Origin of the sequence: Albidovulum litorale (assembly GCF_025751495.1) — a bacterium.
Classification (GTDB): Bacteria; Pseudomonadota; Alphaproteobacteria; order Rhodobacterales; family Rhodobacteraceae; genus Albidovulum; species Albidovulum litorale.
In genome coordinates this window covers 512,478-536,250 of sequence record NZ_JAOWKZ010000001.1, presented here as the reverse complement: position 1 = coordinate 536,250, position 23,773 = coordinate 512,478, and the positions used below count along the sequence as shown (strand labels likewise).

The 23,773-nt window shown below is 62.9% G+C and carries 18 protein-coding genes; 13 read left to right on the top strand and 5 right to left on the bottom strand.

Annotated features, from left to right (window positions below; all coding sequences use genetic code 11):
- Positions 1 to 93: 93 nt before the first annotated feature.
- From OEZ71_RS02680 to OEZ71_RS02670, 3 genes are all read right to left on the bottom strand, one after another.
- Positions 94 to 1,359 (bottom strand): ABC transporter permease, encoded by a 1,266-nt coding sequence (locus tag OEZ71_RS02680; protein ID WP_263738985.1) that lies wholly within the window; start codon positions 1,357 to 1,359, stop codon positions 94 to 96.
- A 5-nt stretch (positions 1,360 to 1,364) separates the two neighbouring features.
- A complete protein-coding gene (locus tag OEZ71_RS02675) occupies positions 1,365 to 2,171 on the bottom strand; it encodes a taurine ABC transporter ATP-binding protein (RefSeq protein ID WP_263738378.1) in 807 nt (268 codons plus the stop codon).
- A 133-nt stretch (positions 2,172 to 2,304) separates the two neighbouring features.
- On the bottom strand, positions 2,305 to 3,303 hold the full coding sequence (locus OEZ71_RS02670; protein ID WP_263738377.1) for a taurine ABC transporter substrate-binding protein: 999 nt from the start codon (positions 3,301 to 3,303) through the stop codon (positions 2,305 to 2,307).
- A gap of 417 nt (positions 3,304 to 3,720) precedes the next feature.
- Here OEZ71_RS02670 and tpa point away from each other — a divergent pair, with 417 nt between their 5' ends.
- Positions 3,721 to 5,100 (top strand): hypotaurine--pyruvate aminotransferase Tpa, encoded by a 1,380-nt coding sequence (gene tpa, locus OEZ71_RS02665; protein ID WP_263738376.1) that lies wholly within the window; start codon positions 3,721 to 3,723, stop codon positions 5,098 to 5,100.
- 125 nt (positions 5,101 to 5,225) lie between these two features.
- Here the strand turns inward: tpa and OEZ71_RS02660 are convergent, their stop codons facing one another.
- On the bottom strand, positions 5,226 to 6,791 hold the full coding sequence (locus OEZ71_RS02660) for a hypothetical protein (RefSeq protein WP_263738375.1): 1,566 nt from the start codon (positions 6,789 to 6,791) through the stop codon (positions 5,226 to 5,228).
- A gap of 191 nt (positions 6,792 to 6,982) precedes the next feature.
- Here OEZ71_RS02660 and pdxR point away from each other — a divergent pair, with 191 nt between their 5' ends.
- The 7 genes from pdxR (at position 6,983) to OEZ71_RS02625 (ending at position 16,595) form a co-directional block, all read left to right on the top strand.
- Entirely contained in the window at positions 6,983 to 8,455 is a 1,473-nt protein-coding gene (gene pdxR / locus OEZ71_RS02655; RefSeq protein ID WP_263738374.1) for a MocR-like pyridoxine biosynthesis transcription factor PdxR, read from the top strand.
- Between the two features lie 103 nt (positions 8,456 to 8,558).
- Positions 8,559 to 10,337 carry a sulfoacetaldehyde acetyltransferase gene (gene xsc, locus OEZ71_RS02650; RefSeq protein ID WP_263738373.1) on the top strand — a complete coding sequence of 593 codons (1,779 nt, stop codon included), beginning with the start codon at positions 8,559 to 8,561 and terminating at the stop codon, positions 10,335 to 10,337.
- Entirely contained in the window at positions 10,337 to 11,083 is a 747-nt protein-coding gene (locus OEZ71_RS02645; protein ID WP_263738372.1) for a sulfite exporter TauE/SafE family protein, read from the top strand. Before xsc ends, OEZ71_RS02645 begins: the two co-directional genes overlap by 1 nt.
- Before the next feature lie 13 nt (positions 11,084 to 11,096).
- Positions 11,097 to 12,110: a phosphate acetyltransferase gene (gene pta / locus OEZ71_RS02640; RefSeq protein ID WP_263738371.1), complete on the top strand. Its 1,014-nt coding sequence runs from the start codon at positions 11,097 to 11,099 to the stop codon at positions 12,108 to 12,110.
- An 89-nt stretch (positions 12,111 to 12,199) separates the two neighbouring features.
- Positions 12,200 to 14,986, top strand: a complete 2,787-nt coding sequence (locus tag OEZ71_RS02635) for a molybdopterin oxidoreductase family protein (RefSeq protein ID WP_263738370.1) — start codon at positions 12,200 to 12,202, stop codon at positions 14,984 to 14,986.
- Positions 14,983 to 15,720 (top strand): 4Fe-4S dicluster domain-containing protein, encoded by a 738-nt coding sequence (locus OEZ71_RS02630; protein ID WP_263738369.1) that lies wholly within the window; start codon positions 14,983 to 14,985, stop codon positions 15,718 to 15,720. Before OEZ71_RS02635 ends, OEZ71_RS02630 begins: the two co-directional genes overlap by 4 nt.
- Complete coding sequence (locus OEZ71_RS02625; RefSeq protein WP_263738368.1) at positions 15,720 to 16,595, top strand: dimethyl sulfoxide reductase anchor subunit family protein; 876 nt, start codon at positions 15,720 to 15,722, stop codon at positions 16,593 to 16,595. The genes OEZ71_RS02630 and OEZ71_RS02625 overlap by 1 nt, the downstream gene beginning before the upstream one ends.
- A 132-nt stretch (positions 16,596 to 16,727) precedes the next feature.
- On the opposite strand, the gene OEZ71_RS02620 is transcribed toward OEZ71_RS02625, so the two are convergent.
- The gene (locus OEZ71_RS02620) at positions 16,728 to 17,720 is read right to left on the bottom strand and encodes a LysR family transcriptional regulator (RefSeq protein ID WP_263738367.1); all 993 of its coding nucleotides are present in this window, start codon (positions 17,718 to 17,720) and stop codon (positions 16,728 to 16,730) included.
- A gap of 78 nt (positions 17,721 to 17,798) precedes the next feature.
- Between OEZ71_RS02620 and hisD the strand changes: the two genes are divergently transcribed.
- From hisD to OEZ71_RS02595, 5 genes are all read left to right on the top strand, one after another.
- Positions 17,799 to 19,112: a histidinol dehydrogenase gene (gene hisD / locus OEZ71_RS02615; protein WP_263738366.1), complete on the top strand. Its 1,314-nt coding sequence runs from the start codon at positions 17,799 to 17,801 to the stop codon at positions 19,110 to 19,112.
- Positions 19,113 to 19,128: 16 nt separating this feature from the next.
- Complete coding sequence (gene cuyB / locus OEZ71_RS02610) at positions 19,129 to 19,812, top strand: cysteate racemase (protein WP_263738365.1); 684 nt, start codon at positions 19,129 to 19,131, stop codon at positions 19,810 to 19,812.
- A gap of 156 nt (positions 19,813 to 19,968) precedes the next feature.
- Positions 19,969 to 21,078, top strand: a complete 1,110-nt coding sequence (locus OEZ71_RS02605; RefSeq protein WP_263738364.1) for a mandelate racemase/muconate lactonizing enzyme family protein — start codon at positions 19,969 to 19,971, stop codon at positions 21,076 to 21,078.
- Between the two features lie 61 nt (positions 21,079 to 21,139).
- Entirely contained in the window at positions 21,140 to 22,708 is a 1,569-nt protein-coding gene (locus tag OEZ71_RS02600) for an ABC transporter substrate-binding protein (protein WP_263738363.1), read from the top strand.
- 104 nt (positions 22,709 to 22,812) lie between these two features.
- Entirely contained in the window at positions 22,813 to 23,769 is a 957-nt protein-coding gene (locus tag OEZ71_RS02595; protein WP_263738362.1) for an ABC transporter permease, read from the top strand.
- Positions 23,770 to 23,773 lie beyond the last annotated feature (4 nt).

Sequence of the window (23,773 nt, the reverse complement as noted above, 5' to 3'; positions counted from 1 at the left end):
GATGCCGAATTCACAATCCGCGCGGGAACAATAAAGAAAAAACCCGACCTTTATGGCCGGGTCAGGTGGGAGCGTCGTTCCGTAAGCTGCGCCTCAGGCGCGGCCCTTCCAGGGCACCAGCCATTTTTCAGCCATGCGCATCAGGATATCGATGCCGAAGCCGATGAGACCGATCAGGATGATCCCCATGATGACGATATCGGTAAGCTGGAATTTGGAGGCGACCATGATCATCATGCCCGCGCCCTTTTCGGCAGCGACGAGTTCCGCCGCGACGACCGTGCCCCAGCAGACCCCCATTGCCACCCGCGCACCGGTGAAGATGTCGGGCAGCGAGTTCGGCACGATGACGTGACGCATGATCTGCGGCTTGGTCGCGCCGAGCGAGTAGGCGGCGTGGATCTTGGTGATCCTCACGCCGGACACGCCGGACCGGGCCGCGATGGCCATGATCCAGAGTGCCGCGAGGAACAGAAGGATGATCTTGCCGGTCTCGCCGATCCCGGCCCAGATGATCACCAGCGGGATCAGCGCCAAGGGTGGCACCGGACGCATGAACTCGACGATCGGGTCGAACCAACCGCGGAACCAGTCCGACAGGCCCATCGCATAACCCAGCGGGATACCGACGATGGCGCCGCAGATGAAGCCGACGACAACCCGAAAGAGCGAATAGCCGAGATGCTCCAAGAGCGTGCTGCCGCGATAGCCGGAATTCAGGATCTCCAGGAATCGGCTCACGACCGATTCCGGCGCGGGCAGCCAGATCGGGTCCATCTGGAGGCCAAGCGGCGGGGCGAATTGAATCGCGCCCTTGTCGCTGAGCGAAACCGTGCCCGCACCGATGCTAACGGTTTGGCCGGGACCAATCGGCTTGCCATCGACGGCCACGACCTTGGCACCCATTTTGCGGGTAATTTCGTCGTTCTTGTCGAAGATGATCGTCGTTGAACGACCGGACGCCATGGTCAAACCGTCATTCTTGGCAAAGCCGTCGCCGGGTTCAATCGCGGGTTCGGCAACGTCCGCGCCAAGCTGGTAGACCAGTACCTTGATCGTGGCATCGTCGCGGGACCCGTCCTCGGCCTCCAGCGTGTAGGTGAGTTCCGCCTCGCCGGTGAACGGCCCCGGCGCGTGCAGGAAGGAGGGCAGCAGCTTCGATCCGGTGAAGGACCCCCAGATAAGGAACAGCGTCAGGATCGAGACGACGCTGGCGACCCGGTTCGGCGTCACCGCGCTTTCGTCGCCGAAGGTCACGGTCTTCAGCGAGGTGAAATCGCGCCTTGTCTTGTGGACGAGGAACTTCGTCGCGACGAAACTGCCGACGAAGATTGCGACATAGACCGCAAGGATGATCAGACCGGTCATTGTGCCGCCTCCATGCGTCCCATGATTTCCTCTTCCATGTTCCAGATCATCGCGAGGATCTCTTCGCGCTTCACGGCGAAGTCGGGATGTTTCTTGACCTCGCGCAGGTCCTTGCCGACGCCGAGATCGGCGAAGGGCAGGCGGTATTCCTTGTGGATGCGGCCGGGGCGCGGGGCCATGACCAGAAGGCGTTCGCCCAGAAGCAGCGCCTCTTCCACCGAATGGGTGATGAGGATGATGGTCTTGCCGGTCTCTTTCCAGAGCTTCAGGACAAGGCTTTGCATCTTTTCCCGCGTCAGCGCGTCGAGCGCGCCCAAGGGCTCGTCCATCAGGATCACATCGGGGTGGTTGGCGAGGCAGCGGGCCAGCGCCACGCGCTGCTGCATACCGCCGGACAGCTCATAGATCGCCTTTTCCTTGAACTCCCTCAACCCGACGATGTCGAGGAGATGATCGACCTCCTTGCCGTACTGGGATTCCTTCTGACCGGCCATGCGGGGGCCGAAGCTGACATTGTCGCGCACGTTCATCCATTCGAAGAGCGCGCCCTGCTGGAACACCATGCCACGTTCGGCATCCGGGCCCGTGACCGGGTGGCCGTTCAGCATGATCTTGCCTTCGGTGGGCGCAAGGAAGCCCGCGACGATGTTGAGAAGGGTGGTCTTGCCGCAGCCCGAGGGGCCCAGGACGCTCAGAAGTTCGCCCGGCGCCAGATCGAGGCTGACATTCTTCAATGCCTGCACCGACGAGCCGTTGGGCAGGTCGAAGCGCATCGAGATATTCTGTATGGAAAGTCCGGCCATATCGCCACTTTCTTGAGGTTTGGACGGGAAGATCGCGTCGCGCGATGTTCACTTGGCGGGGCTGCGCCTAGCGCAGCCCCTTCCGTGAGTGGAGGTCCGGGCGCTGCCGCCCGAACCCGGTTCAACTGGTACCTTACATGCCCGAGGCGGCAGTCAGCCCGTCGGTGTTCACCGCGCCGTCATAGCTGTCGAGCGCCGCGTCGATGGAGCCTGCCGAAACGAAGACGTCGGCTACGCCCTTCATGAAGCTCTGCGCGCCGCCGCCGAGCCATTTGGCACTCAGCTGCTCTTCCACGGTCGGGAAGACAAAGGTGGCCATGGTCTCGGCCGTTGCGGCCTCGTCCATGCCGGCATCCGCGGCGATGACCGGCAGCATTTCGGCGTGGTTCGCCTCATCGGCCCACATTGCGTTGGCGTCGGCCGTAACCTTCAGGAATTTCGCCAGGAGGTCACCGTTTTCGGCCGCGAAAGAGGCGGGCACAGAGGTCACGTCGAAGACGAGGATGCCGAGTTCTTCCTTTTCGGCCCCGGTCAGAAGGATATTGCCGTGTTCCTTCATCCGGCGCAGTGCGCCACCCCAACCGCAGACCATGTCGAGCGAACCCTGCGCGAAGGCGGCAGCGCCATCGGGCGGCGCCATGTCGACGATTTCCATAGTGCCGATATCGACGCCGAAATGCTCCATCTGCTTAAGGAAGCCGTAATGCGCCGCGGTGCCGATCGGAACGGCGACCTTCTTGCCTGCCAGTTCGCCCGCATTGTCCTTGTCGATCTCAAGATCGGTGCGCACAACGCAGTTGTCGTTCTCGGCATAGGACACGGCCACATCGACGGCCTGAAGATCCTGCCCGGCCGAGGTCGCGACGACGAAGGGCGGCACGCCCTGGCTGACCGAGATATGCACGTCGCCCGAGGCCATTGCGGCCGACATCGCGGTGCCGGTGTCGAAGCTGCGCCAGTTGATCTTGACGCCCATCTCTTCTTCGTAGGTGCCCTTGACCTTAGCGTATTCGAAGGGCATCGGCCATTCGAGGAAATAGGCGACGGTGATCTCGTCGAGCGCATGCGCGGCCTGACCACCGGCCATGAGGGCCATGGCAGCGACTGCGGTCGTCAATGTCTTGGTTTTCATTCGGTCTCTCTCCCTGAGTTGGTCCGGTCATTTGCTTCGCGCCGTGATCCTTAACACGATGCGTTCGAAGGGCGTTTAGGTATAGGGCCAGATTGGGGTTGGTTTGTATATCCAGATGCTGGTTCGGCGGTGATTGCCGATCAGTGCCCTTCATCCGTTCCTCCCCTCCCGGGCTGAATGGCATTTCCGCGCCCGGGCAGCCATTCTGGCAAGCGCGCCCAAGCTTTTTCCATGAGCGGGAAAGCTAGATTTCGGAAAGTGAAAACTTTCTATGGAACTGGTATTATGCGAGCTGCATCTCTGGCCCTACGGGCGGCGCTGATTCCGTGGTGATTTCGGTTGAAAGTCCGTTGGTCGCAAAGCAGCCCATAAGGGGCAGAGCGCACCGGGCAGCGCGCATCAGAAAGGGTGAACAAGATGAACAACTCCGTCTACTCAAACGATATTTCCGAGGTGGTCGAGGCTGACCGCGCCCATCTCTGGCATCACCTGATTCAGCACAAGCCGTTCGAGACCTCGGACCCCCGAGTCATCATCGAAGGCAAGGGCATGCGTGTCTGGGATGCCAAGGGCAACGAATTGCTGGACGCCGTGTCCGGCGGCGTCTGGACGGTGAATGTGGGCTATGGCCGCGAATCCATCGCCAAGGCGGTCTATGACCAACTGATCAAGGTGAATTACTTCGCCAACTCGGCCGGTTCGATCCCGGGGTCGATCTTCGCCAAGAAACTGATCGAGAAGATGCCGGGCATGAGCCGGGTCTACTACACCAACTCCGGTTCGGAAGCCAACGAGAAGGCCTTCAAGATGATTCGCCAGATCGCGCACAAGCGCTACGGCGGCAAGAAGCACAAGATCCTCTACCGTGACCGCGACTATCACGGTGCGACCATCGCCACGATGTCGGCGGGCGGCCAGGATGAGCGCAATGCCCAGTACGGCCCCTTCGTGCCGGGCTTCGTCAAGGTTCCGCATTGCCTGGAATACCGCAAGCAGTGGGATGTCGAGAACTATGGCGAGCGCGCCGCCGACGCGATCGAGGAAGTGATCCTGCGCGAAGGTCCCGACACGGTCGGCGCGCTCTGCCTTGAGCCGGTGACGGCGGGTGGCGGCGTGATCACGCCCCCGCAGGGCTACTGGGAGCGGGTGCAGGAGATCTGCAAGAAGTACGACATCCTTCTGCATATCGACGAGGTCGTCTGCGGCGTGGGCCGCACCGGCACCTGGTTTGGCTACCAGCATTTCGGCATCAAGCCGGATTTCGTGACCATGGCCAAGGGCGTCGCCTCGGGCTATGCCGCCATCGCCTGCATGGTGACGACCGAAGAGGTCTTCAACATGTTCAAGGACGACTCGTCTGACCCGATGAACTATTTCCGCGACATCTCCACGTTCGGCGGCTGCACCGCCGGCCCGGCGGCGGCAATCGAAAACATGCGGATCATCGAGGACGAGGGTCTTCTGGAGAACACCATCAAGATGGGCGAGCGGACGATGAACAATCTTCGCGCGCTGATGGAAAAGCACCGGGTGATCGGCGACGTGCGCGGCAAGGGCCTGTTCTGCGGCGCCGAACTGGTGGCCGACCGTCAGACCAAGGAGCCGGTGGACGAGAAGAAGGTCCAGGCCGTTGTCGCCGAATGCGGCGCGCAGGGCGTGATCATCGGCGCGACCAACCGCTCGCTGCCCGGCTTCAACAACACGTTGTGCCTCAGCCCCGCGCTGATCGCGACCGCCGACGATATCGACCAGATCACCGGCGCCATCGACAAGGCGCTGACGAAGGTCTTTTCCTGAGTGTCGTGTCGCCCCGGCTTCGGCCGGGGCGCACCTTTAACCTGCGCCGGTCCTTCGATCGTGCCGGTTCCCGAGCAATCTGAATTGCTGTTGCTAGAGCGTTTTCAAGCTGAGCTCGTATTACGTCAAACGTCGAGATCCCGGCAACTCTCGGCGATTGCCCCTTGTGCCTGCGCACAACGGATCCAGATTTCAAAGTTTTCGTCAGTCAACGCCAGGCGATAGTCGCCTATGATTTCTGACCAGGCCGGATCGGCCCGCATGTAGATGTCCCAAGAAAAGTCTGATTGACCGAAGAAATAATACTCATGCTCGACGATCAGGACTTCTGGCCGGGAGGCTGATAGATCGGCAAGAATGTTTTTGCGGGTATCGTCGAGGATTGCCTCGAACCGTGCGCAACGTTCAGGTTCGGAATCGCAGTCTGTACTCGCAAGCGCGCGCTGCGCGCCGGGAACTGGCCAGAGATGGGCGTAGCGGCTGCTCCAATCAGCGTCGATCTCCAACGCAATAGGCGGCCCGGAAGAAACATGAGTCGACAAGCTCGCGATCTTCAGCGGCTGCCAGCCGGCGCTGACGATATGTTGCGGGACCCTTTCCGCCTCGCTGCGGTACATGCCTTGAAGATGACTAAGATAGTGCGAGCCGAGAATACCCATGATCGCGCCGACCGCTATCGGCGTCATCCGTTCGGCATGCGCGAGCGCCCAGAAACAAGTCATGAGTGCGAAGGCCTCGAACGGAATTGAGTGATATGGAAAGCCCTTCCATTGAACGAAGTATACCACGACGCCAGCCAGGGTAGCCGAGATCAGTACGCCACTTCCCGCCGGAACATTTCGTCGAACAAGAAGGAGAAGCAGTAAAGGAGCGAACGGAAAAAAAATTATTGCCAGATAGCGGCAAACCGAGGAAGCGGGGAGGCTGAAAGCACCGTAGAATTCACGGGCGAGCGGGACCACGTCGCGAAAGTATTCCGGGTAAAGAATGTAGACGACGGCGACATAGGAGGTGCCGACTGCAACCATCGTCAGATTGCTGGCCGAAAGGATCGGGCGCAGTGACCGTGATGTCAGGACTTGCCCTAGCGTGATCGCCGCCGGGATCAGAACGAAATAGGGCTTCAGGCAGATGCCAAGGGCGGCGACCGCAGCCAGAAATATACGAGTGCGTCCACGCAACCGCTGCTGCAGTGGAAGTTGTGAAACAAGCCAGGGCGTTGTCAGGATAATCAAAAAATGTTCACGCTGGCCGATATCGTTCATGGCCGGCACAGTCATCGCCAGGCCAAGGCCCAGAAGAAAGAGGAGGCGTTGGTTTGTTTGTACGCGGGGCGCCAGATTCCAGCAGATGAACATGCTTAGAAAGGTCGCGATGCAGACAAACAGATACTGCGCATTCGTGTCGCTGATGCCCAGAAGATCGGACAACAGGATCGGTGGTACGGTGAAGTAGAAATTCAGCGGCGGATTGAGTTCGACTATATCGACATAGAGCCGCGCGCCATCCAGCCAATCCCGCGTCGCGACCAGATACCAAGCCGTATCTAGATTGATCTGGCGGTCCCAGAGGAACATCAGGAGGCCAAGGCACATCGCGAAGGCGAAAACCGCGCCGTTTGCGAGGTTATTTGCTACCGGAAAGCGGTATTTGGGAAAAGCTGTTTGCGTATTGTCTATTGTTGCGCGCATGTCGGCAATTGGCCTTGAAAACAGTTATTTGCGTCGCAAGGAAGCCGAACTATGTGGCAATATTGCGGAGTGATCTGCACGATTTCCGATCAATTCACGTCTCGCCATGCTTGAAGCTTCGGTGGTGAGGTTGACGCGGCACCATTCCGCGTCATTCTTAAGTCCAGTTTTTTCTGAACATATGGCCAGTCATGTCGATCCCAGCGGAAGCGTTCTTCCTGACCCCCGGTTTTAACGGGACGCTGCAGCAGCAGATTCAGCAGATGGTCGCCGACGGCATTCTGCGCGGCCGGTTCGGGCCGGGCGAGAAGATGCCGTCGAGCCGCGGGCTTGCCCGGCATCTGGGGGTCAGCCGGATCACCGTGACGCTGGCCTATACCGAACTTGTGTCGGGCGATTACCTCACATCGCGCGGGCGGTCGGGGTATTTCGTGTCCGATACCGCGCCGATCCATCCGGCCTTTACCCCGGCCGAGCGGCCGCATGGCGATTCTGTCGACTGGGAGCGTATTATCGGCCGCCGGTTTTCCCGCCACGAGTTGATCGCGAAGCCGCAGGACTGGCAGTCCTACCCCTATCCGTTCATCTACGGGCAGGCCGATGCCACGCTCTTTGATCATCAGAACTGGCGGCAATGCGCGCTCCGCGCCCTCGGCAAGCGGGATTTCGAGGTTCTGACCGCCGATTTTTACGAACGCGACGACCCGATGCTGATCGAGTACATCATCCGTTCGATCCTGCCGCGGCGGGGGATCAGTGCGCGGCCCGAGGAGATCCTGCTGACCATGGGTGCGCAGAACGCGCTTTGGCTCTCGGCCCAGATATTGCTGAAACCCGAGGGCTTAGCGGCAGTAGAAAATCCCTGCTACCCGGGGCTCAGGGCGATCCTTGGGCAGTTGGGCGTACAGGTGCGGCCGGTGGACGTGGATAGTCACGGTGCTTCGCCCGACGCGGTTCCTGAGGGAACAGAGGTGTTTTTCACGACGCCGAGCCATCAGTGCCCGACCAACGCGACCATGCCCGTCGATCGCCGCACGGCGCTTCTGGAACGGGCCGAGCGCGAGGATTTCGTCATTGTCGAGGACGATTACGAATTCGAGATGTCGTTCCTGAAGCCTGCCGCGCCTGCGCTCAAGTCGCTCGACCGGGAAGGACGGGTGATCTACGTCGGCTCCTTTTCCAAATCTCTCTTTCCGGGGCTGCGCCTTGGCTATGTCGTGGCGTCCGAGGCCTTCATCCGCGAGGCGCGTGCGCTGAGGGCCGCGATGCTACGCCACGCGCCGGGCCATATCCAGCGCACGGTCGCATATTTCCTGTCGCTTGGCCATTACGACGCGCTGATCAACCGGCTGAATCAGGCCTACAAACGCCGCCGCACAACGATGGATGAGGCAATCCGCCTGAACGGGCTGGAAATCGCCGGGCAGGGGGCCTTTGGCGGGTCGAGTTTCTGGATGCGGGCGCCCGACCATATCGATACCGACCTTCTGGCGGCGCGGTTGCGTCCGAAGGGCGTGTTGATCGAGCCGGGGCGCATCTTCTTCGCTCCCGGCACGGCTCCGCGCAACTACTACCGGATCGCCTATTCCTCGATTGCCCAGACCCGCATTCCGGAGGGGATCGGCCTGATTGCCGAAGCGCAGCGTCAATCTGGACATAACTAGGTGGCGTGACTGGCCCTACAGGGCGGCGCGACTCCCGGCGTAAGAACATCATGAAAAGGGGGGAACATCCCCTGCAACAGCCTGTTCCCGAGGGAGACCCGCCATGAAGATGACCACCGAGGAAGCCTTTGTAAAAGTCCTGCAGATGCATGGGATCGAACATGCCTTCGGGATTATCGGATCGGCCATGATGCCGATCTCGGATATCTTCGGCGAGGCGGGCATCACCTTCTGGGATTGCGCGCACGAAGGTTCGGGCGGGATGATGGCTGACGGCTATACCCGCGCCACCGGCAAGATGTCGATGATGATCGCCCAGAACGGCCCGGGCATCACCAACTTCGTCACCGCCGTAAAGACCGCCTACTGGAACCACACTCCGCTTCTGCTGGTGACCCCGCAGGCCGCCAACAAGACGATGGGGCAGGGCGGTTTCCAGGAAGTCGAGCAGATGGCGGCCTTCAAGGACATGGTCTGCTATCAGGAAGAGGTCCGCGATCCCTCGCGCATGGCCGAAGTGCTGAACCGCGTGATCCTGCAGGCCAAGCGGGCCTCGGCGCCCGCGCAGATCAACGTGCCGCGCGATTACTTCACCCAGGTGATCGATATCGACCTGCCGCAGATCGTCGAATTCGAACGCCCGGGCGGCGGCGAAGAGTCGCTTGCCAAGGCGGCAGAGCTTCTGTCGAACGCGAAGTTCCCGGTCATTCTGAACGGCGCTGGTGTGGTCCTTGGCGGCGCAATCGGCGACTCGATGAAACTGGCCGAGCGTCTGTCGGCCCCGGTCTGCGTGGGCTACCAGCACAACGACGCCTTCCCCGGCTCGCATCCGCTCTTTGCCGGTCCCTTGGGCTACAACGGTTCCAAGGCCGGGATGGAACTGATCGCCAAGGCCGACGTCGTCCTGGCCCTTGGCACGCGGCTTAACCCGTTCTCGACGCTGCCGGGTTATGGCATCGACTACTGGCCGAAGGATGCGGCGATCATTCAGGTCGACATCAATCCCGACCGGATTGGCCTGACCAAGAAAGTGACCGTCGGCATCGTCGGTGACGCCAAGAAGGTCGCGAACTCGATCCTCGACCGGCTGTCGGACAATGCCGGTGACGCCGGCCGCGACGACCGCATGGCGCTGATCGCCAAGACCAAGTCGGCCTGGGCGCAGGAACTGACCTCGATGGATCACGAGCAGGACGATCCCGGCACCACCTGGAACGAACGCGCCCGCGCCGCAAAGCCCGACTGGCTGAGCCCCCGGAAAGCGTGGCGCGCCATTCAGGCGGCGCTGCCGAAGAACGCGATCATCTCGTCGGATATCGGCAACAACTGCGCCATCGGCAACGCCTACCCGTCCTTCGAAGAGGGGCGCAAATACCTGGCACCGGGCCTTTTCGGCCCCTGCGGCTATGGTCTTCCCGCCGTGGTCGGCGCCAAGATCGGCTGTCCGGACGTGCCGGTCGTCGGCTTCTCGGGCGATGGCGCTTTCGGTATCGCGGTCACTGAACTTACCGCCATCGGGCGCGAGGAATGGCCCGCCGTGACCCAGATCGTCTTCCGCAACTACCAGTGGGGCGCGGAAAAGCGGAACTCCACCCTGTGGTTCGACGACAACTTCGTCGGCACGGAACTCGACACCCAGGTCTCCTATGCCGGCATCGCCAAGGCTTGCGGATTGCAGGGTGTCGTCGCCCGCACGATGGACGAGCTGACCGACGCGCTGGCGAAGGCGATCGAGGACCAGATGAAGCATGGCAAGACCACGCTCATTGAAGCCATGATCAACCAGGAACTGGGTGAGCCCTTCCGCCGTGACGCGATGAAGAAGCCGGTCGCGGTCGCGGGCATCAACAAGGCCGATATGCGTCCGCAAAAAGGAGCGTGATGACGCTCCCCTTCGATCTGGGGGCGGGGGCGGGCCTCTGGCTTGCCTTCGCCTTCTTCGCGGCGGCCTTTGTCCGGGGCTATTCGGGCTTTGGCTTTTCGGCCCTTGTCGTCGCCGCAGCGGGCCTTGCGACCAACCCGGTTTTCCTCGTGCCGGTCGTGGTGATCGCCGAGATCGCCATGACGCTTCTCCAGGCACGGGGCGTGGCGGGAAAGATCGAATGGAGGCGGGTCCTGTCGATGCTGGCGGGCGCTGCCGTGGTCATGCCGATTTCCGTCGCGCTTTTGGCGCGGGTGGGTGAGGACCGGGCGCGGATCGCGATTTCGCTGATGATCCTCGTCATGGCGCTGATCCTGCTGACGGGCTGGACACTGCACCGCAAGATCGGGCTTGTCGGTCACGCGGGCGTCGGTCTGGCATCGGGATTTGCCAATGGTGCGGCGGTGGGCGGATTGCCGGTCGCGGCCTTCATGGCGGCGCAACCCATTCCGGCGGCGGTCTTTCGCGCCACCATGGTCGCCTATCTGACCGCTATCGACATGGTGGCGCTGCCGCTCATGTGGGCGAACGGGATGGTGACGCGGGATACGTTCGTGACCTGCGCGCTGGCCACGCCCCTGCTTGTCACAGGTATCTGGCTGGGCGGACGCCGGTTCCTGTCCGCCACGCCGCAAAGCTTCCGCCGCGTCGCAATCCTGCTGCTGATTGGCCTGTCGGTTCTCGGGCTGGCGCGGTCTCTGGTGTGAAGGAAAGATGACGATGAGCGTTCAGGACCGCATCTTCTCGGCAGCGATCAAGGCCGGTACAACGATTGTGCTGAGCGAGGGTGAAGACCCGCGTATCGTTGCCGCCGCCCTGTCCTCCCAGGCGCGCGGACTGGCACGGATCATCCTTGTCGGGGATCACGCTTTGGTCACCGCCGAACTGGCTCGGCAGGGCGGGGCGGAAGGCGACGGTCTGACGATCCACGACCCCGCAACCTCGCCGCATCACACGCGCTTGGCAGCGGTCTATCATGACCTGCGCAAGCATAAGGGCGTGACCGCGGAACGCGCGGCCGAAGCCCTGCGCGACCCACTGACCTATTCCGCGATGCTGGTGCGCGAGGGGCTGGCAGACGGTACTGTCGGCGGCGCGGTCGCGACCACGGCCGACACGGTCCGCGCCGCGATCCAGTGCATCGGCAAGGCGAAGGGCGAGGCGCTTGTCTCCTCCTTCTTCCTGATGATCATGGAAGCGCCACATCACACCGTGAAAGGCGCCGTGGTCTTCTCCGATTGCGGGCTCGTGGTCGACCCGAGCCCTCTGGACCTCGCCGCCATTGCCGGGCAATCTGCCCGCTCACTGACCGCGCTGACGGGCGAGGACCCGCGCGTCGCGATGCTCTCCTTTTCCACCAAGGGCAGTGCCGCGCATCCGGCGGTCACGAAGATGCAGGAGGCGACGGCATTGGCCCGCGCCGCCCATCCGGGCCTCATTCTCGACGGAGAATTGCAGTTCGACGCGGCCTTTGTACCCGTCGTTGCCGCCTCGAAGGCCAAGGGCTCGCCGGTCGAGGGTCGCGCGAATGTCTTCGTCTTCCCGGACCTTGATGCGGGCAATATTGGCTACAAGATTGCCCAGCGGATCGGCGGGGCCATGGCGATCGGCCCGGTGCTGCAGGGCCTCGCCAAACCGGCCAACGACCTCTCGCGCGGCTGCGTTGCGGCCGATGTCGAACTGATGATCGCTGTCACCGCGCTGCAGGCCAACATGACGAAAGCGAACGTTTAGTTCGAAAAAATGCAATTCGGGTTCAACGGGTTGCCGTGTAAAGAGAAGACGAAGAAACTCCTGCCCGGGCGGGGGAACGGGGAACGCACATGACATATCAGCAGCCGAAACTGGACACTTCTCCCAAAATCTCAGACGAGGTGAGGAAGACGACCTGCTACATGTGCGCCTGCCGCTGCGGTATCAACGTGCATCTGAAGTCGGGCAAGGTTTCATATATTGAAGGCAACCGCGATCACCCGGTGAACAAGGGCGTGCTCTGCGCCAAGGGGTCGTCCGGCATCATGCAGGTCACGGCACCCTCGCGGTTGCGCGCGCCGCTTCGCCGGGTCGGCCCGCGCGGATCGGGCGCGTTTGAGGAGATTTCGTGGGAAGAGGCATTCCAGACCGCCGTCGCCTGGCTGAAGCCGCTGCGTGAAACCGCGCCCGAGAAGCTCGCCTTCTTCACCGGCCGCGACCAGTCGCAAAGCTTCACCAGCTTCTGGGCGCAGGGTTTCGGCACCCCGAATTACGCCGCCCATGGCGGCTTCTGTTCGGTCAATATGGCCGCTGGCGGCATCTATACGATGGGCGGCGCGTTCTGGGAATTCGGCCAGCCGGACTGGGACCGGGCGAAGCTTTTCATCCTCTTCGGCGTGGCCGAGGATCATGACTCGAACCCGATCAAGATCGGCATCGGCAAGCTGAAGGCGCGGGGGTCCCGCGTGATCGGCGTCAACCCGATCCGCACCGGCTATAACGGCGTGGCCGATGACTGGTACGGCATCACGCCGGGCACCGATGGCCTGCTGATCCTGTCGCTGATCCACGAACTCCTGAAAGCAGGCAAGATAGACCTCGACTACCTCGCCCGCTTCACTAACGCGCCCTGTCTGGTCGATGAAACGGCTGGGCCGGGCCGGGGCCTTCTGCTGCGCGACAAGGACGGCAAGCATCTGGTCATCGACAAGACAACCGGCAAACCCGCCGTCTTCGACAAGAAGGGCGTTCAGCCCGACCTCGGCGCGACCCACAAAGGCGCGCGTACTGTCTTCCAACACCTCGCCGAGCGTTACCTCTCGGACGACTACGCGCCCGAGGCCGTGGCCGAGCGCACCGGCATCCCCGCCGCCCGCATCAAGGGACTGGCGGCCGAGATCGCGCGGGCGGCCTTCGATGAACCCGTCGTCCTCGATCAGGAATGGACCGATTTCCGGGGCGACACCCACAGCCAGATGGTCGGCCGTCCCGTGGCCTTTCACTCCATGCGTGGCGTATCGGCCCATTCGAACGGTTTCCAGACCTGCCGGGCTTTGCACCTTCTGCAGATTCTTATCGGTTCGGTCGAAACCCCCGGCGGCTTCCGCTTCAAGCCACCCTATCCGAAGCCGGTGGAGGCGCATCCGAAACCACATTGCGGCTTCAACCCCGGCACGCCGCTCAACGGCCCGCATCTGGGCTTTGTCCACGGGCCGGATGATCTGGCGCTCAACCCCGATGGCAGCCCCGCGCGCATCGACAAGGCCTTCACCTGGGAAAACCCGATGAGTGCCCATGGCCTCATGCATATGGTCATCCCCAACGCGCATGCAGGCGATCCCTACAGGATCGACACGATGCTCCTCTACATGGCGAACATGTCGTGGAACTCGTCAATGAACACCCGCTCGGTCATGGAGATGCTGACCGACAAGGATGCAGACGGCGACTACAAGATCCCGCGCATCATCTACTCCGACGCCTACGCGTCTGAGATGGTCGCCTATGCCGACCTGATCCTGCCCGACACGACCTATCTGGAACGGCACGACTGCATTTCCCTGCTCGACCGCCCGATCTGCGAGGCAGAAGCGGCGGCGGATGCGATCCGCTGGCCGGTGATCGAGCCTGACCGGGAGGTGCGGGGCTTCCAGTCGGTGCTGGTGGAGTTGGGCAACCGGCTGAAACTGCCGGGCTTCGTGGATGCCGAAGGCAAGGCCAAGTATCGCGATTACGCGGATTACATGGTCAACCATGAACGCCGCCCCGGTGTGGGTCCTCTGATGGGCTGGCGCGGCAACGGCGATCAGACCGGGCGCGGCGCGCCGAACCCCGATCAGTTGCAGCGCTATATCGACAATGGCGGCTTTGCCATCGCCCATATCCCGGACGAGGCGCAGTTCTTCAAACCGTGGAATGCGGCCTATCAGGACTGGGCGGTGGAGCTTGGTCTTTACGACAAGCCGCAGCCCTATCTCTTCTCGATTTACTCCGAACCGATGCAGCGCTTCCGCCTTGCTGCGGAAGGGCACGGGACACGTCAGCCGCCCGAGCATCTGCGCGAACGCGTGCGCGCGACCATGGACCCGCTGCCGATCTGGTATGAGCCTTTCGGCGACAGCGCCGGGGCGGACTATCCGGTTCATGCCCTGACCCAGCGGCCCATGGCGATGTACCATTCCTGGGGCTCGCAGAATGCATGGCTCAGGCAGATACACGGTCACAACCCGCTCTATGTGCCGACCAAGATCTGGGAAGAGCACCGATTTCAGGACGGCGACTGGGCCCGCGTGACCTCGCCTTCTGGGGAAATCACCGTTCCGGTGGCCCATATGGCCGCCTTGAACGAAAACACGATCTGGACCTGGAATGCGATCGGGAAACGGAAGGGCGCATGGGCACTGGACCCGGATGCGCCGGAATCCACCAAAGGCTTTCTTCTCAATCACCTGATCCACGAGCTTCTGCCTGAAAAGGGTGACGGGATGCGCTGGTCGAACTCCGACCCGATCACCGGACAGGCGGCATGGTTCGACTTGCGTGTCAGGATCAAAAAGGCCGACCCACCGGAGGAAGCGCAGCCGGCCTTCCCACCGATCCCGTCGCCTGTTCCCGCCGCACGGAGGAACCGCCCATGACTGCCCTTCCGCCACCCTCCGCCAAGAAGCTCGGCCTTGTCATCGACCTCGATACCTGCGTCGGCTGCCATGCCTGCGTGACCGCCTGCAAGGGCTGGAACGATCAGGGCTATGGCGTGCCTCTGTCGGACCAGAACGCTTACGGATCAGAGCCTTCCGGCACGTTCCTCAACCGGGTGCACAGCTATGAGGTACAGCCCGACCAGGGCACGGCGCAGGTCATCAACTTCCCGCGCTCCTGCCTTCATTGCGAAAACGCGCCTTGCGTTACGGTCTGCCCAACCGGGGCCAGCTACAAACGCGCCGAGGACGGGATCGTTCTGGTAAACGAGGACGCCTGCATCGGGTGCGGCCTGTGCGCCTGGGCCTGCCCCTACGGCGCGCGGGAACTGGATCAGGCGGCGGGCGTGATGAAGAAATGCACGCTCTGCGTCGACCGGATATATAACGAGAACCTGCCGGAAGAGGACCGTCAGCCCGCCTGTGTCCGCACCTGTCCGGCAGGCGCGCGCCATTTCGGCGACCTCGGCGACCCTGACAGCGACGTGAGCAAGCTGGTGGCAGACCGCGGCGGCTATGAGCTGATGCCCGAGATGGACACCAAGCCGGTCAACCGCTACCTGCCGCCGCGCCCCAAGGGACCGGAGCAAGAGGTCGACATACTCGCGCCCCTGCTTGACGTGAAGACCACCGGCTTTGCCGGGTGGCTCGACCGTATTCTGGAGAAAATCTAATGCATCCGGCCCCTTCCGTCATTGTCTTCACAACGCTTTCGGGCGCCGGTTTCGGGCTCTTGGCCTTTCTCGCCCTCGGGCTTCTGCCGGTCTACGGGCTTCAGGCCTTCCTGATCTGGGGGCTGGGCTACGGGCTGGCCGTGATCGGGCTTCTGGCCTCCACCTTTCACCTCGGCAACCCTCAGCGGGCCTGGCGGGCCTTCACCCAATGGCGGACAAGCTGGCTGAGCCGCGAGGGCTGGGCGGCGGTTGCAGCACTTCTGCTGCTGGCCCCCGTTGCTTTGGCCGCGATCTTCGGCGGCGGCCTGCCGCCGGTCTTCGGTCTTGTCGGCGCGGCCTTCTGCCTTGCCACTGTCATCGCCACCTCGATGATCTACACGCAGCTCAAGACCGTGCCGCGCTGGACCTTCTGGGCGACGCCTGCCCTGTTCCTTGCCTTCGCTGCGACCGGCGGGGCGATCATGACGGGGCAGGCGCTGCTGGCCTCAATCCTCTGTGCCCTGCTCGCGATCCTGATGATCGTGGCCTTCAAGCTGGGTGACCGGCGCTTCGGCGAGGTCGGCGCTTCCATGGGGTCGGCCACGGGCCTCGGGTCTGTCGGCAAGGTCCGGGTGCTGGCCCAGCCCCATACCGGGCCGAACTATCTGATGAAGGAAATGATCCACGTGGTCGGGCGAAAACACGCCTCGACCCTGCGCCGGATCGCCGTCACGCTGGCGGCGATCCTGCCGGGGCTGATGCTCTTGTTCATGCCGCCGCATCCCTTCGTTCTGGCGGTGATCGCGGCCATCCACCTGATGGGCGCCTTCGCCGCGCGTTGGCTTTTCTTTGCCGAGGCCGAACATGTCGTCGGTCTCTACTACGGCCAGCGCTGAGGCGGATATTCCACTTTCCTGAAGCTACGCTTCCACGTCGCGAAAAGACGGGCGTCCCGCTTGCCGGACCGCCCGTTTCTGCCGCCTAACGGTCTGAATTGCAGCGTTCAGGGCCTGATTGTGATCGCCGAGTTAAGCCGGAATGACAGCGAAGGAATCCCCAAGCCAAGGCGCGAAGTCCTTGGCCGGACGGATGAGCCGAGCCGTCATCAGGGCGCGAAGGGTCCGGGTGATCTCGGTCGCGACATGGCTGGACTGATCGGCCGCCGCGAAGAGCGAAATCGTGCGCGACATGGCGGCCAAAGGCAGCGGGTGGATCGTCACCCGATCGAGAAAGGCGCGCGCCCGCAGAACCGCGAGCGGTGTGGTGATCGAAAAGCCGACGCCATTGGCCACCAGCGCCATGATCGACTGGTTGCTGTCAATCTCGAACCGGTCGGGCAGGGCAATGCGGTGACGCGCCAGATGCGCCTCGATCTGCCGCCCCATGAGCTGGCCGCGGTCGTAGCGCAGCAGCGGCAGGGCCGCGAGCGCCTCCATCTCCTTGCCCTTGGGCAATTCGAAACCGCGCGGCACGGCCAGCACATAGGGGTCGCGCAAAAGCCGGTATTCGACAGTGCCCTGCACCGCATCGGCGGGGGCGGCGGACACCACGATATCAAGCTGACGGTTCGCCATCCGGGCGATCATGTCATGGCTGGGTCCGGTGGTCAGGCGAAAGTCGCAGTTGCGCAGGTTTTTGGCCAGCGCGATGACCAGTTCCGGCGTGATCTCGGCGTCGAAATCGTCGATCATGCCGACGCGCAGGCTGGTCAGGTGCGAAATGTCCAGAACGGTCAGTTCCGCCTGCGCCTGACGGATGCGGCTCAGCGCGTCGCGGGTGCGGTGCAGGAACACCCGGCCGGCGGGCGTCAGTTGCAGCGGACGGTGGCTGCGGTCGAGCAGCGGGCAGCCGAGCGAGTTTTCAAGGTTCGAAAGCTGTTGCGAGGCGGCCGGAAGGCTGAGCCCCATCAGTCGCGCGCCTTCGGCGACGGTGCCGGACTGCGCGACCGCTTCGAAAAGCTCCAGTGCGCGAAGGGTAATGCCTTTGGCGAGCATGATCTGGCGGCTCCGCATCGGGGTCATAGTTTTCAGAAAGTTGAACTTACGGCGGGGTCCGGTCAAGCCCCCGCTGCGAAATGACAGGAAAGGAACGGCGCGATTATGGGTATCACCTTCTTCAAGCAATCGACGACCACAAGCGAAGAGGTTGCGGCCGATGTTCCGGCGACCGTGGCCCGCATGCTGGCCGAGATCGAGACGGGCGGCGAGGTGGTGACCCAACGCTATGCCGAGAAGCTGGACGGCTGGGCGGGTGACATCGTCGTCCCGCGCGAAGTGATCGAGGAAGCCGCCAGTTCCGTGCCGCAGCAGCTTAAGGACGACATCCGCTACGCGCATGACAATATCGCCCGCTTCGCGCAGGCCCAGCTTGACAGTTGCAGCGAGACGGAGATCGAACTGCGCCCGGGCCTCAAGGCCGGTCAGCGGCTGATCCCGATCTCGTCCGCCGGGGCCTATGTGCCGGGCGGGCGTTACAGCCACATCGCGTCAGCTCTGATGACGGTGACTACGGCGAAGGTGGCGGGCGTCGGTCATATCAGCGCGGTGTCGCCGCCGCGTCCGGGCAAGGGTATTCCGGCGACGATCCTCTACGCGCTCGACTATTGCGGCGCCGACCGCATTCTGGCGCTGGGCGGCGTGCAGGGCATCGCGGCGATGGCCTATGGCCAGTTCGGCCTGCCGCCCGCCGATATCCTCGTCGGTCCCGGCAATGCCTATGTCGCCGAGGCCAAGCGTCAGCTGTTCGGCCGGGTCGGCATCGACATGTTCGCGGGCCCCACCGACAGCCTTGTCATCGCCGATGAAACCGCCGATCCCTACCTGGTCGCCTGGGACCTGATCGGGCAGGCCGAGCATGGCCAGACCTCGCCGGTCTGGCTGGTGACCGACAGCACCGCATTCGCCGAGGCCGTCAGCGCCCATATCCCGAACTGCATCGCCGAACTGCCGCAACCGAACCGGGGCGCGGCCGCGGCGGCGTGGGAGGCCTTGGGCGAGATCGTGATCTGCGAGAACCGCGAAGAGATGGCCGCCCATGCCGACCGCGTAGCGCCGGAACATCTGCATGTTCAGGCCGCCGACCTTCCGTGGTGGAAGTCCCGGCTTTCGGCCTATGGCTCGCTCTTCCTTGGGGCCGAGACCACGGTGGCCTTCGGCGACAAGGCGGCGGGTACGAACCATGTTCTGCCGACCTCCGGTGCCGCGCGGTATACCGGCGGGCTTTCCGTCCACAAGTTCCTCAAGACCGTAACCTGGCAGGAAGTGCAGCCCGAGGCGCTCCGCGATCTCGCCGCCGTCACCGCCCGCATCTCGCGGTTCGAGGGGATGGAGGGGCATGCCCGTTCGGCCGATATCCGGCTGGAAAAATACTTCCCCGGCGAGGCGTTCAACCTTAGACCGGCACGAAACGGCTGAACGGTTAGGAGTGGTAATGCGGCGTGTGGGTATTCTCGGGGGCATGGGGCCGGATGCGACCGTGCTTCTGATGCAGAAGGTCATTGCCGCGCGGCCTGCGGCGGATGATGCGGACCACATCCCGCTCATCGTGCACCAGAACCCGCAGGTGCCAAGCCGCATCAAGGCGCTGATCGAGGGGACGGGGGAAAACCCGGGCCCCGTCCTCGCCGCTATGGCCCGCGATCTGGAACGGGCAGGGGCGGAGGCACTCGCCATGCCCTGCAACACGGCGCATGCCTATGCGCCGGATGTGAAGGCTGCGACCGGGCTGCCGTTTCTCGACATGATCGAGGCGACGGCAGCGGATCTTAGCGCGAAAGGTGTCCGGCGGGTCGGTATGCTCGCCTCGCCCGCCGTGCGGATCGCAGGCGTGTTCGGCCCGACCTTTGCCGCCAAGGGGCTGGAACCGGTCTGGTCGGATGACGAAGACGCCCTGCTTGCCGTTATCCGCGCCGTCAAGGCGGGCCGCAAGGGGGCTGCCGAAACGGCGGGTCTGGAACGCCTTGCGCGTGGCTTCATCGACCGGCAGAACTGCGATCATCTTGCTGTAGCCTGCACGGAATTGTCGATTCTCATGCCCGGCCTGCCCGCTGATCTTCCGCTGACGGATACGCTCGATTGCCTCGTCACGCGCGTGGTGGAGTTCGCGGTTAATTAACGGCTCAATCAATAAAAACCGCGATCATGTCGTATTTTCGTCGTGAAGCGTCGTATTTCATGTGAGGGCGATTAATGTCAGACAATACGGTGGTCTGGCTGCGTGACTCAACGCTCAGTCTCGCGGTCGTTCCTTTGGGGGGGAGACCATCGCGGAATGACGAAGATTTCTTGCCTTGAAACCTTTTCGAATGAATTTGTTTCGTTTGTGAAGGTCACGGCAGAGGATGGCGCCACCGGTTGGGGGCAGTGTTCCACCTACAACGCCGATATCACCGCGCTGATCCTGCACCGGCAGGTCGCCCCACATGCGCTCGGCGCGGGCACGGACGATATTCTCGGCCTCGTCCAGCGGATCGAGGAAAAAGAGCACAAATTCCCCGGCTCCTACCGCTGCCGCGCATTGGCGGGGCTCGACACGGCTTTGTGGGACTTGCGCGGGCGGCGTGAAGGCAAGCCGGTGGTGGAGCTTCTTGGCGGCAAACCGGGTTGGATCAGGGCCTATGCCTCGTCGATGAAGCGCGACATTACCCCCGAGGATGAGGCGGCGCGCTTTATCCGCCTGCGCGATGAACAGGGATTTGACGCGTTCAAATGGCGGGTCGGGGCGGAATGTGGTCGCGACGTGGACGAATGGCCGGGCCGGACAGAGGCGGTCGTGCCGGTTGTCGCCCGCGCGCTTGGCGACGGAATCGCGAAACTGGTCGATGGCAATTCAGGCTTCTCGCCCGAACGCGCCATTGCTGTCGGGCGGCTCTTGGAGGCCGAGGGCATCGGCCATTTCGAGGAACCCTGTCCCTACTGGGAGTTGGAACAGACCAAAGAGGTCACCGATACGCTCGATATCGACGTGACCGGGGGCGAGCAGGACTGGGATCTTGCCACATGGAAACGCATGATCGACATGCGCGCGGTCGACATCGTTCAGCCTGACGTCATGTATATGGGCGGTATTGCCCGGACGCTCATTGTGGCCGAGCTTGCCGCCAAGGCAGGCGTGCCCTGCACCCCGCACAGCGCCAACCTGTCGCTCGTGACCATCTGCACGATGCATCTTCTGGGGGCGATCCCGAACGCCGGCAAATACCTCGAGTTTTCCATCGAGGGAGAAGACTATTACCCTTGGCAGCAGGATCTCTTCCTCGGCGACCCCTACGCTGTTCAGGATGGCAAGCTCCGTATTCCCGACGGCCCCGGCTGGGGTGTCGAGATCAATCCCGACTGGCTCGGCCGGGCGAAATATCAAAAGAGCGCGTTAGAGGCTTGACCCGGAGCGTCCGGGGGGCCGTAATCAAGAAAAGCGACAAAGACTCGACAAGGAGGACAACATGTCGAACTTCACTAACGGAACCGGTGGCCTCAGCCGCCGCGGTCTTCTCAAGGGCGCGACCGCCCTTGGCGCCGCGGGCCTGATCCTGCCCGCCAGCGTGCGCAAGGCGATGGCCGAGCCCAAGCGCGGCGGCATCCTGCGCATCGCGCTTGCCAGCGGCAACACCACCGACAGCCTCGATCCCGCGACCTGGGATTCGACCTTCGTTCAGAGCTTCAACACCGCCCGCTGCAACACGCTGACGGAAATCGCGCCGGACGGTACGCTGGTCGGCGAACTTGCCGAAAGCTGGGAAGCCTCGGCTGATGCCGTGACCTGGACCTTCAAGATTCGCGAAGGCGTGACCTTCCACAGCGGCAAGGCGATGACGGTGGACGACGTCGTCGCCTCGATCAACTACCACCGTGGCGAAGAGTCGAAATCGGCCGCGAAGCCCTATGTCGACCCGATCACCGATATCAAGGCGGACGGTCAGAACGTCGTCATCACGCTCTCGGGCGGCAATGCCGACTTCCCGTTCATCCTCGCCGATTATCATCTTGTCGTTCTGCCCTCGGCCGACGGCAAGATCGACGTGACGACGACGGACGGAACCGGCGCCTACGTGCTCGACAGCTTCGAGCCGGGCGTGTCGGTCAAGATGAGCCGCAACCCGAACTACTTCAAATCCGACCGGGCCTGGTTCGACGGCATCGACGCGCTGTCGATCGTTGATGCGGCGGCGCGCCAGAACGCGCTGATCACCGGCGAAGTGGATGTGATCGACGGCGTCGACCTGAACACCGTGTCGCTGCTGGAGCGTGCGCCGGGCATCAAGGTTCTGCCGGTGACCGGCAACCAGCACTTCGTCTTCCCGATGGATACGCGGCTGTCGCCCTACGACAACAACAACATCCGTCAGGCTCTGAAATACGGTCTCGACCGGGACGAGCTGGTCGAAAAGATCCTGCGCGGCTTCGGCAGCGCCGGCAACGACCATCCGATCGGCCGCGGTCAGCGCTACTTCAACACCGAGCTGGAGCAGAAGACCTACGATCCGGACAAGGCCAAGTTCTACCTGAAAGAGGCTGGCATGGACTCGATTTCGGTCCAGCTTTCGGCCGCGGACGCCGCCTTCTCGGGCGCGGTCGACTCCGCCGTGCTCTATGCCGAGCGGGCCGCCGCTGCCGGCATCAATATCGAGGTGGTGCGTGAGCCGAGCGATGGCTACTGGGACAACGTCTGGATGAAGAAGCCGTTCTGCGCCTCCTACTGGGGTGGCCGTCCGACCGAAGACCTGATGTTCTCGGTCGCCTACAGCGCGGGTGCGCCGTGGAACGACAGCTTCTGGGATCATGCCCGGTTCAATGAACTGCTGGTCTCGGCACGGTCGGAACTGGACGACGACAAGCGCCGTCAGATGTACTGGGAAATGCAGGACATCTGCGCCAACGAAGGCGGCGTCGTCATCCCGATGTTCGCAAGCTACGTCAACGCGCATTCCGACAAGGTCGGCGTGCCCGAGGTCATCGGCACCAACCAGGGCCTCGACGGCCTGCGCCTCTACGAGCGCTGGTGGTTCGCCTGATCTGACAAGGCCCCGGCGCGAAAGCGCCGGGGCCTATCCGTCCCTGCCGGGACCAACCGGTTTCCTCGAAGAGGCCGGGCGAATAACAACAGGAGAGGACCGGGATGGGCCTGATTTGGACGATGATCGCCAAGCGCCTCGGCTTGGGGCTGCTGACCTTGTTCGTGATTTCGGTTATCATCTTCAGCGCGACCGAGCTGTTGCCGGGCGACTTCGCCAAGGCCATTCTCGGTCAGTCGGCGACCGAGGAAACCCTGGCCGCGTTCCGCAAGGAAATCGGGCTCGATCTGCCAGCCTATCAGCGCTACTTCAACTGGCTTGGGGGCGCTCTTCAGGGCGATTTCGGCACATCGCTGTCCGGCAACAAGCGACCGGTTGCGGATCTGATCGCCACACGGCTTGGCAATACGCTCTTCCTCGCCCTCTATGCAGCCGCCATCGCGGTGCCGCTGTCGCTGGTGCTTGGCATTCTCGCCGCCCTCTACCGGAACTCGATCTTCGACCGCGCCGCCAATGCCGCCGCGCTGACCTCGATCTCGTTTCCCGAGTTTTTCGTTGCCTATATCCTGATCTTCGTTCTCGCGCAGTCGGGGTTCTTCCCGTCGATGACGCGGATGGACGCGGATACCAGTCTGGGGGAGGCGCTCTACCGCGCTTTCCTGCCCGCGCTGACGCTGACGCTTGTCGTCACCGCCCATATGATGCGGATGACCCGTGCGGCGATCATCAACCTCCTGGCCTCGCCCTATATCGAGATGGCGCGGCTCAAGGGCATCGATCCGATGCGGGTGATCCTGAAACACGCGCTGCCGAATGCGCTGGCGCCGATCATCACCGTCATCGCGCTGAACCTCGCCTATCTGATCACCGGTGTCGTGGTGGTCGAGGTGGTCTTCGTCTATCCTGGCCTCGGCCAGCTCATGGTTGACAGCGTGGCCAAGCGCGACTTCCCGGTTGTGCAGGCGGTCGCGCTGATCTTTGCCGCGGCCTATGTGCTTTTGAACCTCACCGCTGACGTGCTCTCGACCCTGTCGAACCCGCGTCTGATCCATCGCAAGTAAGGGG

What these genes read in the sequence shown, in the direction of transcription:
- OEZ71_RS02645 (WP_263738372.1), top strand. Translation starts at nt 10,337, where the DNA reads ATGACGCTCCCCTTCGATCTGGGGGCGGGGGCGGGCCTCTGGCTTGCC.
- OEZ71_RS02635 (WP_263738370.1), top strand. Translation starts at nt 12,200, where the DNA reads ATGACATATCAGCAGCCGAAACTGGACACTTCTCCCAAAATCTCAGAC.
- OEZ71_RS02660 (WP_263738375.1), bottom strand. Translation starts at nt 6,791, where the DNA reads ATGCGCGCAACAATAGACAATACGCAAACAGCTTTTCCCAAATACCGC.
- pta (WP_263738371.1), top strand. Translation starts at nt 11,097, where the DNA reads ATGAGCGTTCAGGACCGCATCTTCTCGGCAGCGATCAAGGCCGGTACA.
- OEZ71_RS02625 (WP_263738368.1), top strand. Translation starts at nt 15,720, where the DNA reads ATGCATCCGGCCCCTTCCGTCATTGTCTTCACAACGCTTTCGGGCGCC.
- OEZ71_RS02595 (WP_263738362.1), top strand. Translation starts at nt 22,813, where the DNA reads ATGGGCCTGATTTGGACGATGATCGCCAAGCGCCTCGGCTTGGGGCTG.
- OEZ71_RS02630 (WP_263738369.1), top strand. Translation starts at nt 14,983, where the DNA reads ATGACTGCCCTTCCGCCACCCTCCGCCAAGAAGCTCGGCCTTGTCATC.
- OEZ71_RS02605 (WP_263738364.1), top strand. Translation starts at nt 19,969, where the DNA reads ATGACGAAGATTTCTTGCCTTGAAACCTTTTCGAATGAATTTGTTTCG.
- OEZ71_RS02675 (WP_263738378.1), bottom strand. Translation starts at nt 2,171, where the DNA reads ATGGCCGGACTTTCCATACAGAATATCTCGATGCGCTTCGACCTGCCC.
- cuyB (WP_263738365.1), top strand. Translation starts at nt 19,129, where the DNA reads ATGCGGCGTGTGGGTATTCTCGGGGGCATGGGGCCGGATGCGACCGTG.
- OEZ71_RS02670 (WP_263738377.1), bottom strand. Translation starts at nt 3,303, where the DNA reads ATGAAAACCAAGACATTGACGACCGCAGTCGCTGCCATGGCCCTCATG.
- OEZ71_RS02600 (WP_263738363.1), top strand. Translation starts at nt 21,140, where the DNA reads ATGTCGAACTTCACTAACGGAACCGGTGGCCTCAGCCGCCGCGGTCTT.
- OEZ71_RS02620 (WP_263738367.1), bottom strand. Translation starts at nt 17,720, where the DNA reads ATGACCCCGATGCGGAGCCGCCAGATCATGCTCGCCAAAGGCATTACC.
- hisD (WP_263738366.1), top strand. Translation starts at nt 17,799, where the DNA reads ATGGGTATCACCTTCTTCAAGCAATCGACGACCACAAGCGAAGAGGTT.
- pdxR (WP_263738374.1), top strand. Translation starts at nt 6,983, where the DNA reads ATGTCGATCCCAGCGGAAGCGTTCTTCCTGACCCCCGGTTTTAACGGG.
- xsc (WP_263738373.1), top strand. Translation starts at nt 8,559, where the DNA reads ATGAAGATGACCACCGAGGAAGCCTTTGTAAAAGTCCTGCAGATGCAT.
- tpa (WP_263738376.1), top strand. Translation starts at nt 3,721, where the DNA reads ATGAACAACTCCGTCTACTCAAACGATATTTCCGAGGTGGTCGAGGCT.